The 12808-nt window shown below is 35.8% G+C and carries 12 protein-coding genes; 4 read left to right on the forward strand and 8 right to left on the reverse strand.

The annotated features are described in order from the left end of the window. The first annotated feature begins 39 nt into the window (after positions 1 to 39). From GFC28_RS08045 to istB, 4 genes are all read left to right on the forward strand, one after another. A complete protein-coding gene (locus GFC28_RS08045) occupies positions 40 to 912 on the forward strand; it encodes a C39 family peptidase (RefSeq protein ID WP_042411611.1) in 873 nt (290 codons plus the stop codon). A gap of 192 nt (positions 913 to 1104) precedes the next feature. Further along, positions 1105 to 2688, forward strand: a complete 1584-nt coding sequence (locus GFC28_RS08050; protein WP_044741689.1) for a multicopper oxidase family protein — start codon at positions 1105 to 1107, stop codon at positions 2686 to 2688. Between the two features lie 969 nt (positions 2689 to 3657). Next, the gene (gene istA, locus GFC28_RS08060; protein WP_066329642.1) at positions 3658 to 4920 is read left to right on the forward strand and encodes an IS21 family transposase; all 1263 of its coding nucleotides are present in this window, start codon (positions 3658 to 3660) and stop codon (positions 4918 to 4920) included. Then, entirely contained in the window at positions 4917 to 5681 is a 765-nt protein-coding gene (gene istB, locus GFC28_RS08065; RefSeq protein WP_066329639.1) for an IS21-like element helper ATPase IstB, read from the forward strand. Before istA ends, istB begins: the two co-directional genes overlap by 4 nt. Before the next feature lie 641 nt (positions 5682 to 6322). Here istB and GFC28_RS08070 read toward each other — a convergent pair. From GFC28_RS08070 to GFC28_RS08105, 8 genes are all read right to left on the reverse strand, one after another. Beyond that, a complete protein-coding gene (locus tag GFC28_RS08070; RefSeq protein WP_042411620.1) occupies positions 6323 to 7036 on the reverse strand; it encodes a cytochrome c biogenesis CcdA family protein in 714 nt (237 codons plus the stop codon). Positions 7037 to 7078: 42 nt separating this feature from the next. Then, entirely contained in the window at positions 7079 to 7606 is a 528-nt protein-coding gene (resA, locus tag GFC28_RS08075) for a thiol-disulfide oxidoreductase ResA (RefSeq protein WP_231883423.1), read from the reverse strand. A 28-nt stretch (positions 7607 to 7634) separates the two neighbouring features. Beyond that, positions 7635 to 8828 (reverse strand): c-type cytochrome biogenesis protein CcsB, encoded by a 1194-nt coding sequence (gene ccsB / locus GFC28_RS08080; protein WP_042411624.1) that lies wholly within the window; start codon positions 8826 to 8828, stop codon positions 7635 to 7637. Then, complete coding sequence (gene resB / locus GFC28_RS08085; RefSeq protein WP_042411627.1) at positions 8825 to 10444, reverse strand: cytochrome c biogenesis protein ResB; 1620 nt, start codon at positions 10442 to 10444, stop codon at positions 8825 to 8827. Before resB ends, ccsB begins: the two co-directional genes overlap by 4 nt. Before the next feature lie 151 nt (positions 10445 to 10595). Further along, the gene (locus tag GFC28_RS08090) at positions 10596 to 10844 is read right to left on the reverse strand and encodes a DUF2933 domain-containing protein (RefSeq protein ID WP_042411630.1); all 249 of its coding nucleotides are present in this window, start codon (positions 10842 to 10844) and stop codon (positions 10596 to 10598) included. A gap of 213 nt (positions 10845 to 11057) precedes the next feature. Further along, the gene (locus tag GFC28_RS08095) at positions 11058 to 11270 is read right to left on the reverse strand and encodes a hypothetical protein (RefSeq protein WP_042411632.1); all 213 of its coding nucleotides are present in this window, start codon (positions 11268 to 11270) and stop codon (positions 11058 to 11060) included. Positions 11271 to 11420: 150 nt separating this feature from the next. Further along, the gene (locus GFC28_RS08100; protein WP_042411636.1) at positions 11421 to 11612 is read right to left on the reverse strand and encodes an SHOCT domain-containing protein; all 192 of its coding nucleotides are present in this window, start codon (positions 11610 to 11612) and stop codon (positions 11421 to 11423) included. After that, on the reverse strand, positions 11612 to 12808 hold the full coding sequence (locus GFC28_RS08105; RefSeq protein WP_052510056.1) for a F510_1955 family glycosylhydrolase: 1197 nt from the start codon (positions 12806 to 12808) through the stop codon (positions 11612 to 11614). Before GFC28_RS08105 ends, GFC28_RS08100 begins: the two co-directional genes overlap by 1 nt.

A 12808-nucleotide genomic window follows, 5' to 3' on the forward strand; every position in this document is an offset into this window, starting at 1 on the left:
TATAAAAACAGCAAGTTTAACAAAGGAGTTGCAACTGTCATGTTAGGGATTATACTTTTTTTAGCCTTTATGATTGTTTCACTTTCTATTTTTCTTTTACGAAAGCCAACCAATGAGAAGTTATATAAACTAGCAATAGGATCCTATATCGCTTTTTTCCTATTGTTTTTAACTCTATTTTTCCATTATGTAAATTCTGAAAATATGGTCGACGCTATAAACAATCTAGTACAGAAAACATCATATAAAAATAAAGTTGAAGCGAGAAATCCATCATCTAGACATTCAAAAGAACAAATCCCGGTTAAATCAGCTCTCATTGATGCCCCCCTTTTCTCGCAACTCCCAGAACTACCAAGGGGGTGCGAGGTAACAAGTCTGGCAATGCTTTTGAATCACGCGGGAATCAATGTAGACAAGATGACACTAGCGAAGCAAATAAAGAAAAATCCAACCCCTTATCGAATACATAATGGAAAAGTATTTTATGGACATCCAAATGAAGGGTTTGTTGGTGACATGTATACAATAAAGAAACCGGGATATGGTGTCTATCATAAACCTATAAAAGAATTAGCCGAGATTTATTTACCAAACCAAATCGTTGATTTAACAGGACAATCATTTGAAGAAATATATAAGTATTTGTCTGAAGGTACCCCAGTTTGGGTTATTACCAACACAACCTTTCGTATACTTCCTCCGTCTGAATTTATTGAATGGCAGACCCCGCAAGGCCCTATAAAAATAACATACCGGGAGCATTCCGTGTTAATCACCGGATATGATGAGAAATATATTTATTTTAATGACCCATTGACAGGTACGAAAAATAAAAAAGCACCTAAGTCTGAATTTATTCAAGCTTGGATACAAATGGGCAAACAAGCTATTACCTATAACCGCAATTAACCGGTTATAGATAGTGGCTTATCTTTTTTATTTCAAAATGTAATTTGACTCCTATTAATGTCAAACAATAATTTAATCTTCGAACTACTTCGTGTGAAAAAAATATAATTTTTCTCCATAAATTTTGCACATTTATTCTTTATGATGATATCAGTAGTGATTCAGATTACATGTTTACGGAGGGATGTATGCATGAAGAAATTATTGTTTGGAACCATCTTAGCAGGAGTCGTTGCTATCGGTACAGCCTGCTCAAATAATACTTCGCACAGTTCCATGCAAGGACACGATATGTCAAACATGAATATGAAGGAAGAAAACACCGCACAGGACTCCAGTAAGAAACTGCCTTTGGCAACAAACACAGAAGTTTTATCCGGTAAAGAGATTAATCTTACTGCTAAGGAAGCATTATTACAAATAAATGATAAAGTAAAACTTCCGGTCTACACGTACAATGGATCTGTTCCCGGTGCACAAATCCGTATTAAACAAGGGGACAGAGTGAAAATCAATTTTAAAAATGAATTACCGGAACCGACGACCATTCATTGGCACGGCTACCCTGTTCCGAATAGTCAAGATGGAGTTCCGGGTGTCACGATGAACGCAATTAAACCGGGGGAAACCTTTACGTATGAATTTACAGCTACTGTACCGGGAACGTATTTTTATCATTCCCATCAAGAAAGCGCGAAACAAGTGGACAAGGGATTATACGGTACATTAATTGTAGAGCCTAAGAATGAGGAAAAAGTAGATCGAGATTATACACTTGTGTTAGATGAATGGATGAGCAATCCAGATGAAGGAAATATGGATATGAGTGGTATGGATCATAGTAATATGGGACATGGAAATAGCTCTGATGACCAACATATGGATATGAGCAGCATGGGCCATGATATGAGTATGTATGATATTTTCACGATTAACGGGAAAAGCGGTTCCGCTGTCAAACCTTTAAAAGTGAAGAAAGGCGAAAAGGTGCGGCTTCGCCTTATAAACGCAGGATACATGTCCCACAAACTCCACCTGCATGGTCATGAGTTTAAAATTGTCACAACAGACGGGCAGCCGTTAAAAGCTCCGCAGCCAATCAAAGACGAACTTTTAAATATTGCTCCGGGTGAACGTTATGATATTGAATTTATCGCCAATAATCCGGGTGAATGGTTATTAGAATGTCACGGTAACATGAAAGGTACCGATGGCATGAAAGTGAAAATTCAATACGAAGGCCAGACAAACAATACGGACAAAGCAAACGCAAAAGAGGATCTCCGTATCGTTGATATTACAAAATACGGAAAACATGAATTAGGTCAATTTACATTAGACCAAAAATATGATGTAGAGTACACAATGGATTTAGGAACAGCCATGGGCAAAGATGGCATGGTCTACACGATTAATGGGAAAACGTATCCTGAAACAGCACCCGTAAATGTGAAGAAAGGAGATCTAGTAAAAGTAAAATTGGTGAACAATTCACCGAAAGATTTACATCCTATGCATTTACACGGACATTTCTTCCAAGTATTAAGTAAAAATGGTAAGCCAATTACAGGCTCCCCATTGATTAAGGATACCTTGAATTTAAAACCGGGTGAAGAATATGTAGTCGCATTTAAAGCAGATAATCCGGGAAATTGGATGTTCCATTGCCATGACTTGCACCATGCTTCAGCCGGAATGGTCACAGAAGTAAAATATAAAGATTACAAATCTGACTATATACCAAACTCTAATGACACAACAAATAAACCTGAATAACAATGTGAACTAACCCCAAAAAGTGGATGTTTAAAAAATCCCTGGAGTTATTTCCTATAGAAGGAAATAACTCCCTTTTCTTTTTCTTTAGTGTTTATTTTTGCTTGTCACTTAGTGGCTTGACATAGAGTCTCCTTAAGAATAGTTACCTCGCCAGTAAGCCAAGTGCTGTTTCAACTCCTCCTTCTTAACCAGTACATGTCATACCTTCAACTTGTAAATGATATTACGTTTTTGACATTTAATTTCCTCCTTCCAAACAATAGTTTTTACACGAAAAAAATAAAGAATAAATTCAAACTTACTAGAAAAACCAAAACAATAGATACCCAATTTCTTACATAGTTGAAACATCTTTGGTCTTTTAATTGTTGGTCTATTTCAAATCCGTATACTAGCAGACTCATGATTAAAATTGGAGTTACTATTGTTACTGAGAATAAAATTGGCATTAAAAAGCTATTTACACTTTTATAAAAATAAAATGGTAAGAATTTTGACACTGCAGAGATTATTGGATCGAAGAGGAATGACGTCAAAAATCCGAGACTTAAACTCATCATCTTAAATTTAAATGAAAATAACAAAAATAAAATATACACCATGACTATAGCACTGACAACCTTACCTATGATTTGGATAAATGACAGTAACCAGAGATCTCCAAATTTTGTCGCCCAAAATATCATCACGAATAACCCAATTGTTTTCCCCAGAACGAGATAACATAGTTCTCTTATCCAATTTTGATGAAATTGTTTAAAAAGGTAACAAATAAACAAAATGTTTATATAAATTTGGCTTGGTGTAAATAAAGCCAATAGACCTAAGTATATTGTTTTTAATATCCTCGTTTGGCTTTCATGATGTAATCACCGGTGATAAAATCCCCAATAACAGCGGTTTAAAATTCCCCAAAAATAACAGATAATCGTTTCGAAACAACATCTTAAATGGAGTGGAGAAACGATGCTGAAGGTAGGGGAGTTTTTTATGATTCGAGAGTTATATCAGAAAGGCTGGACTCAAACAGCGATTGCCAAAGAAACAGGTTTTGATCGGAAAACCATTCGTAAGTATCTAAAGGGGGACAAGCTTCCAGAGCGTAAAGTCAGTGAGAAAAAAAGAAAAAGCAAACTAGATCCTTATAAAAGCTATCTTCTTCAACGAATACAAGAAGGTACGACGAATTGTGTTGTTCTCCTTGAGGAGATCCAAGCGATGGGATACACTGGCAAGATGACGATATTAAGAGATTTTGTTCGACCGTATCGAGAACAGCCAAAGAAACAAGCTACCTTACGGTATGAAACACCACCAGGCAAACAAGCTCAAATGGACTGGGCCTATGTGGGAAAGTACTTGGTGGATGGTCAATATCAAGATATTTATGCTTTCGTGATGGTACTTGGTTATTCCCGAATGAAGTATGTGGAGTTTACGACCAATATGAATGTAGAAACATTAATGAAATGTCATATGAACGCATTTGCTTACTTTAACGGCATTCCTGAACAGATTCTTTATGACAATATGAAAACCGTTGTTCTGAAACATAGTCCCATCGAAATTCGATTTAACCGGACGTTCGAGGATTTTCTAGCGTATTACGGTATTGTTCCAAAAGCATGTCGGCCGAAACGTCCACAAACAAAGGGAAAAGTAGAAAGAGTGGTAAAGTATTTGAAAGATAATTTCTTTCAGCGAAAACACGAACCTACTCTCTATGCATTAAATGAAGCTGTTCGTACATGGCTGGATCAAGTGGCCAATCGAAAGCCGAATCAAACGACGAATGAACCGCCAATTCAACGTTTGGAACAGGAACAGAAGTTCCTTCAAGCATGGGGAGTCAAACCATTATTCCCGACATGTCGCTGGGAGACACGAGAGGTAAGTCGAGATTGTTTTGTTTCATACAGAGGAAAAAAATATTCCGTTCCGTATCGCTATGCAGGACAGGTTGTAAAAGTGAAAGAAACTCTCGACCATCATATCGAGATTTATGATGAACAGGAGTGTATTGCCAAACATCCGATTTTGACAGGAAAAGCAACTGCTCATATTCAAATGGAACATTATGAGGGCTTACATACAAAAGAAAAAGGACAGAGAAGAAAAGGCGTTCAAGGTTTGGCGACCAACGACCTTTCTTCTTCTGCCCCATCTCCTAAAGTAGAACAACGCCCTCTCGCTGCTTACGCAGCATTGGAAGAAGGTGAGACTGTATGATGAACGAGCTGTTAATCGAACGCTTAAAAAAGCTTGGTTGGCACCACACAGCCCACCAACTAGATAGTTTATTAGAAGACGCTTCTAGAGATAATGTATCATATTCTGAGTTTCTAAACACTATTGTTTTACAAGAAATTGAATATCAAGAGTCTCAACAACTAGAAAAGCGAATGAAACGAGCCAAATTACCTTCTATCAAAACGATTCATGACTTTGATTTTTCCTTTCAACCGAGTATCAGTGAAAAGAGAGTCAAAGAAACGCTGACCTGTCGGTTTATTGCCAACGGGGAAAATCGAATCTTACTAGGCCCACCGGGTGTTGGAAAAACGCATTTAGCGATTTCCTTTGCGGTGGAAGCTATCACTCAAGGGTATACCGCTTTATTTTTAACCGCAGACGATGTAGTGGCTGAATGCCGAAAGGCAAACGAAAAAGGGACTCTCCAGCGATTAGTGAATCGTTGGAGTCGTCCAGATGTACTCATTATGGATGAGGTCGGTTACTTTCCTTTTGATGAGCTAACGGCGAATGTCTTTTTTCAGGTCGTATCGAAACGATATGAACAAGGCTCTATGATCCTCACATCGAATAAATCCTATCTCGAATGGGGGAAAGTATTCGGTGATGATGTACTAGCGACAGCGATTTTAGATCGCCTATTACATCACGCCATTACCTTTAATATCAAAGGTGATTCTTATCGTCTACGAGAAAAGAAAAAAGCAGGAGTTTATCCTGCCCAGTTGCCTAATTAAACGTTCATAATGGGGAATTTCATTTCGTTGAAATTGGGGAATTTTAAATCGTTATTGACACATGATAATGACTCCAAAAAAACTCGTGAATATTTAATAAGAATACATCTACAAATTGGTTGTATAATTCCATATAATACTCCTCACAAAATTAATGTGTTTCAAATTTTTCCTTTGATAATATTCACTTTATGTTGCCTATTGTCCACATCTTTGTTTTCTGCAACTAAAAATTTAAGCGAAATGCAATGAAAAAGTTTAGCACCATAGTTCCATAAAAGTAAATATAATCCATATACCAATATAATTATCTTACTCTATAAGGCTTGACATGGAGTCTCTGCGTGCATGGATTCTTTTGCGAAGGCTGCAGCACAAAAGGAGTTCGCAGAGACAACCAGCCTACCATGCACGCCACTCCATGTAAAGCCGTGTCTCTGAATTATATTTTGTGAGAAAACTGACCTGTTTTGTTTCCAATTTAGTGCTTAATTTTTTATCTTGCATTTTCCTAAAGTTTTATTTTGCATTAAACACGTCTTTAAATTTGTAAGCAACATGTTATTCACAATAAATAACCAACCATACCCATCATTAGAAAAAAGTGTTTTAGCTTTTCCCCTCCTGAAAACTTAATATTACTAAAAACCGGTGAAACCCCCATAAAATCTGTTGATAAGAAATGATGTTAACTTTGTCATCCAATCAAAAAACAAGAATATTCCCATAAAAACCATAATGTAACCACTGACTTTTAAAATCGTCCGGTTATATTTTTTAATCCAATGTAATTTTCCAATAAAAAACGCCATAGTAAAAAAAGGAATTGAAAAACCAAGTGAATACATTATCATATAAAACAGTGCTTGATTGGGATTTGTTACAGCTAAAGCGATTACGGAAGCCAAAATCGGGCCTGTGCATGGTGTCCAACCGGCAGCAAATCCAATTCCAATGAGACTTGATCCAAAGTAACCTGTTGGGCGATTCCGAAACGAAAACATCTTCCTATCTTTCATAAGAACAGATGGTTTAAATACACCGATGGTCATCAGGCCGAAGAAAATGATTAAAATGGAACCTATTTGCCTTATTAAATCATCGTATTTTAAAAAGAAGGATCCTATAACGGACGTAGAAAAACCAATCACGATAAAAATCACTGTAAAACCAAGCAAGAAGAAAGCTGTATGTAAAAGTGCCCTCTTCTGCAATAATCCATTATTTTCTTTTATTTCTTCAACCGAAATACCCGTAATATAAGATAAAAATGCGGGATAAAGCGGAAGACAACATGGTGAAATAAACGATAAAACTCCTGCACCAAATGATAAAATCGCATTAACCTCTGTCATGATATCAGCTCCTTTAATAACAAAAAGGGAGCTCCCTCCCTATCATGGCATAATTTGAGTCATATATTTCTCTATATCTTCTTCAGTTAGACTGGCTGTGATTCGATCAACTACTTTTCCATTTTTGTCAATTAGAAATGTAACTGGGATTGGCCCCACACCATATAAATCAATGACTTCTTCTTTCTCATCTAGCAAAATTGGAAAAGTCAGACCATAACGTTTTACAAACTTTTCTACTGTTAATTTTGGTTCACCTACATCAACTGCTAAAATCGTAACTCCTTTGTCTTTAAATTTCTCATACTGATTTTGCATATAAGGCATCTCTTCTTTACAAGGCGGACAATAGGTGGCCCAAAAATTTAAAAACACACCTTGTCCTCGATAATCACTTAATCTTACCGTTTTTCCATCAAGAGTTTGTAATTGAAAATCCGGGGCTTGGTCGCCACGAGAGACCATTCCATTGTCATTGTTAAAAATACTTGAATATAGTACATAAATGATCGTAGCAACAAATCCAATTAAAATCCCAATTCGCACGATAAGTCTTCTTTTTTTAGCCAAAACGAAAAACACTCCTTTACAAATTCTTTTAAGCATATGAATGCAATCCAGCAATGACAAGATTTACGACAATTAAATTAAACATTATGATGACAAAACCTATCACAGACAGCCAAGCAGACTTTTCTCCTTCCCAACCTTTTGATAATCGGAGATGGAGATATGCTGCATAGAAAAGAAAAGTGATTAATGCCCAGACTTCTTTTGGATCCCATCCCCAAAACCTTGTCCATGCTTCTTGTGCCCATATCATTGCAAATATTAACGCACCTAATGTAAATACCGGAAAACCAATAATTACTGAACGATAACTGATTTCATCTACTAATTCCGGACGAATATTTTTTAAGTATGGTTGAATCTTTGCCCCAATTCTTTTTTGGAATAAAAGTCGCAACATTATATATAACACGAGTCCCATTAATAATGACCAAATCAATGAATTTAGTTTTCTTGGTGCATTGACCCCATTCATCCATGAAGGAGCTTCTACAATTGGTTTAAAAGAATGAGAACTCTTCACGATTTCCCCGTCAGGAGGCCCTACTATGGCTGGCATATGATAAACAAGCTCTTGTTCTTGTTGTGTTTCATTTACCCATGAAAATGTTGTTTCAAAATTCATGGCATTAAAAATATAAGAAACAATGGCGAAAGCTAATGTACTTAATATAGAATAAATCACAAATTCAATCCAAAAGGTTTTTTTGCTGCTCTTCGTTTGGTCAACAACTCGCAATAAGTAAATAAAACCTGCTACAAAACTAATGGTCAAAATTCCTTCTCCTAATGCTGCTGTTGTCACATGAATTTTCAGCCAATAACTTTGTAAAGCTGGCACTAATGGCGATGCCTCTTTTGGAAATACACTGGCATAGGCAATAACCGTCATCGCAGTAGGAAGTGCAAATAGTCCAATGATGTTTGTTTTATAAATTAAATAGATTATTAAATACCCCAAAACGATCATCATGCCTAAAAATGTAGTAAACTCAAACATATTGCTTACTGGTACATGAGAAATGGCAATCCAGCGAGTAATAAAATAACCGATTTGCAATAAAAAACCTAAAGCAGCAACAATGATTGAAATACGTTCCCATTTTTTGATTTTCAAAGAAGCTTTCTTTTGTTTTGACGCGAAAGATCCCCATGCTAGAATGGTTGCTATAAAATAAGCAAAAAATGAACTAGCTAAAAGATTACTGCTCACATTAATCATGCTACCTCTCCTTTATGCTCTTTTTGATCCTGAGGCTTGGTTAAATCTGTATCTTTAATTACATAATCAATCTCTTTTTTAAGTCCATACCAGTTTTTGTTTGTATGTGCTGCCATCCAAATTTCATTTCCGACGATTTGCACCCAGATTCTTCGATGGTTCCAATACATACCTTGAACAAGACCAATCATAAAAATTAAGCCGCCGAATGCTATGACTCCTAAGGTGCGGTCTTTTCTTACAGTTAAAGCAGTAACATTACGTACATCCAATTTTGTAAACGTCATTTTAAATTTGTTTTCACCGAATGGCTCCAAATTTTGTCGAATAGCAACAAAACTGATTTCTCCATCCTTTGTTTTAGGGGTGTACATTTTAAATACAAATGCAGGGTTATTTGGAATTTTGGATTTTGTTGTTGGACCTTTATCGCCAAATTCAAAATCAGGAAAATATTCGAGAATTTCCACTTTATACCCATTTCCTAAATTGTAAGTAGATTTTGGATTCAATAAATCAACTTCTATTTCTCCAAAGGTTTTTCCGGTCTCTTTTTCCTCCAACTTAAAATACATTTTATGAAACTCATTCAACTTGTAACTTGTTTGATAAAGAGCAAATCCATCGAATTTTAAAGGATGATTGACCTTAATCGATTGTTGTTTAAGTTTAACTAGTTTAGGTTCAGCACCAGCAATTCCTACATTTTTGTTTTCATAAAGGATAGCATCAGTCTGATAGTTTTTTGGAATTCCATTACCGACTTTTTTTATTATTTCTTGAAACTTTTTATCATCTTGATCATAAGTCTCTAATATGAATCTTTCACTTTTTAAATAGTATTTTCTGTCTGTACCAGGGATTGCTTCTGTTTCTCCATCACGAATCCAGAGAACTTCATCCACGTACATTCCTGGGAAAAATCTTAACATCGCGCCAATTAATACAATCACCAGACCAAGATGATTAACATACGGTCCCCATCTGGAAAAACGTCCTTTTTCCGCGAGAATATTTCCGTTTTCTTTACGTATCTGATAATGTTTTTCTTTTAATTTCTGCTCAACTTGTTTTATCGTTTCGTGAGGATTTGGAACTCGTGATATTCCAAAGATTCTTTGACGTTTTAAAAAGCTTGTATGCCTTGTAACACTCTGTTTTTTTAAAGCCCGATATAGGGGAACAACCCGATCTAAACTTGCAATAATTAAGGATAAACCCATTGATGCAAGCAAAAGCATATACCACCAAGAGCCATACAGATTATGGAATCCTAATGTGTAGAAAATATATCCAACTACCCCATACTGTTCTTTATAATATTGTGCTGGATATACATTAGGTGGAATATACATTTCCTGTGGCAATATTGTACCAATAGCTGACGCAATAAGAGTTAACACGATAATCCAAATTCCAACTTTTACAGACGAGAAGAAGTTCCAAATTTTATCAATTATTGTTGTTTGATATGTTTTCGATCTCCTTGCAACCCCTTCATATCGCATATCCAGAAGTTTCTGTTCTGTTTCTTCATGAAACGGTTTGCCGCACGATTCGCATAATTCCGTTCCAATAGGGTTTTTATGCCCACATTCACATTCTATCAATTGCAATTTCCTCACCTTTCTATAAATACTTTTCCATTGCCTTATGGAATTATAGAAGAAAAATTTGAAGAAAATATGAAGAAGACCAAAAAATTATAAATTTACTAGTATTTTATAAAATAAAAAAAAGCAACCAAATTTGGTTGCCTTTTTCGCATTATGTAGTATGTTTTGTCTTAGACAATATAATGACATTGGAATCATCAGTTTGTTTAAGGAGTTCGATTTCTTCCATTAATTTCATATTTTGTTCTTGTAAATTTTTCACTTGCATCTTCAATGATTTCAGTTCATTCAATTGATTTGTTGATTGAGTTGTGTGACAGTCCTTTTTCCCTCGTGTAAACATCCCTTTCATACAGAATAACATCATTAAAGGACATAATAAGTATATCAACCATTCCATATTTCCTGATCCCCTTTCATATAAATTGAAACCTCTTTCAGTAGGAGATCTCCTTCCTTTATATTACAAGTTCGTCCACGAATGAGGTTCTTTCGGTCGGTAATTCCTCGTTCGAAGATGCTTGAGGCTGTCCTACCGCCCATTAGAACAGGGCAACTTCGGTAAAAAGCCCTTCAAAAAAGAAGAACTTTTATCAATTTTTACACGATGGTTTTATTCAGCTTTATTATAAGATTCCATGAATTCTCCGCATGCCTTCATCATTTTTTGTCCTTGAGGAGAATTCATCGCTTCCATCATCTTCATCATACCGTTTCCATTCATCATGTTCGTCATACTATCTGACTTTTCCGCATAAGAAAACTGTCCGACTACTAACAATGCTGCCAGCGCAAATGAAGAAACAAATGCAATTTTCTTTTTCATTTATGATCCCCTCCCTTCGTTTTAAAACCATTATAGACAATAAATTTGATGAAAATATGGAGATTTGTCTATTCTCTAACATGTCTCATGCTATCTTACAAATGTACTTGGAACTTTTGGGAGAAAATATAAAGACGACTCATCAATCTTTCAATAGCCGTTTTTTCTCTTCATATTCATTTGCATCAATTCTCCACGAGCAAGTCGCTCTTTGAGAATATTCAATGCATGATTTGATTTATTTTCAAATGGTTTCATGATTAACAAGATCATACAATATATTGCAAATCCAATAATGATGATCCAAAATAACATATTTAACATCATACCCATGTTCATCATCATGACTTCCCCTCATTAGTAGTTGTTTGACTATTCATCCCTTTTCCCTGTTTTGCTATTTGTATCCAATTTCCACCATGATTATCCGTTAAATAAATGTCTTTTTCAAACGTTGTGAAAACGATTTGCTTTTCATTGTTTGGATTTACCGCAATGTATCCAATAGCATTATCCTCACTTAAAGTTGGAATAGGGATGTTTTTTTTCTCTCCGGATTCAAGATTAATTTCCATCAAAGAAGGCTTATCAGTAATAACTCCGGCAAGAAGTTTTCCCTCTTTTGTAAAGGAAACGGATGTGACTGGAGTATTTTTTGCAATGTTATCAAAAGAATTACCATAATCCTTAGATAAATAAACCCCTCGATTTGTACTGATCACAACCATATTTTCTTTCTCTGGATGAACAGCAATAGCTGATGGTTGCCCTTCTAGTCCTTTCATATCGCTTTTCGTCCACGTTTTTGTTTCGTCTAACGAGTAGTACAATCCAGCGTCATCCATTCTTGAATTCCGTTCTGGGTTTAAAACATAAATGGCATGAGAATAATATCCAACCCCCATTCCGTGAAAGTCAACCTCCCCATATAAATCAAGCGTTTGTAGGTTTTTCCCCATATCTGTACTTTTCACTACACCGAATGGATTTTTCATAGAAGAACCCGGAGCTGGATGTCCACTGCTGTAAAACCCGTTATCAACCATAGAGAATCCCATATAATCATGTTTTTCTCCTTCTGGAATTTTCCACTTACCGTTTTTATAGACCTTCAATCCATCATGCGCCGGTACATAAATTTCAGTCCCATCATTCGTAAAACCTAACCCGTGAATATGCATAAAATCAATGTCCTCTTCTTCTCCTGTCCCATTTGTTAATGCAAATACTCCAGAAACAGCTAAGGCTAGTAAAGCTAAAACTGATACCCATCGGCTTAATTTTAACCATCTTTGCAGCTTGTCCCGTTTTAAGCGTCCTTCTTGTTTTTTCACATTAACAGTTTTTAATTGATTTCTGATTAGGAAAAATAAAATGATTCCTAACCCCAACAAAATCGACGACACAATAAAGCTATAATTTAACAAAGTAGCGGTCAACATCTCCCGTTGGTGTTCTTCTTCAGTACCATGCGCGAATACACCAACCGGAATCATAAATAATGCTGAGATCAAAAAAGTAAAAAGTTTTAACTTCAA

The organism is Anoxybacillus sp. B2M1, assembly GCF_001634265.1.
Taxonomy (GTDB): Bacteria; Bacillota; Bacilli; order Bacillales; family Anoxybacillaceae; genus Anoxybacteroides; species Anoxybacteroides rupiense.

Excerpts from the sequence above, each read along its gene's own strand:
- GFC28_RS08045 (WP_042411611.1), top strand. The coding sequence starts at position 40 with ATGTTAGGGATTATACTTTTTTTAGCCTTTATGATTGTTTCACTTTCT.
- GFC28_RS08050 (WP_044741689.1), top strand. The coding sequence starts at position 1,105 with ATGAAGAAATTATTGTTTGGAACCATCTTAGCAGGAGTCGTTGCTATC.
- istA (WP_066329642.1), top strand. The coding sequence starts at position 3,658 with ATGCTGAAGGTAGGGGAGTTTTTTATGATTCGAGAGTTATATCAGAAA.
- istB (WP_066329639.1), top strand. The coding sequence starts at position 4,917 with ATGATGAACGAGCTGTTAATCGAACGCTTAAAAAAGCTTGGTTGGCAC.
- GFC28_RS08070 (WP_042411620.1), bottom strand. The coding sequence starts at position 7,036 with ATGACAGAGGTTAATGCGATTTTATCATTTGGTGCAGGAGTTTTATCG.
- ccsB (WP_042411624.1), bottom strand. The coding sequence starts at position 8,828 with ATGATTAATGTGAGCAGTAATCTTTTAGCTAGTTCATTTTTTGCTTAT.
- GFC28_RS08090 (WP_042411630.1), bottom strand. The coding sequence starts at position 10,844 with ATGGAATGGTTGATATACTTATTATGTCCTTTAATGATGTTATTCTGT.
- GFC28_RS08095 (WP_042411632.1), bottom strand. The coding sequence starts at position 11,270 with ATGAAAAAGAAAATTGCATTTGTTTCTTCATTTGCGCTGGCAGCATTG.
- GFC28_RS08100 (WP_042411636.1), bottom strand. The coding sequence starts at position 11,612 with ATGATGAACATGGGTATGATGTTAAATATGTTATTTTGGATCATCATT.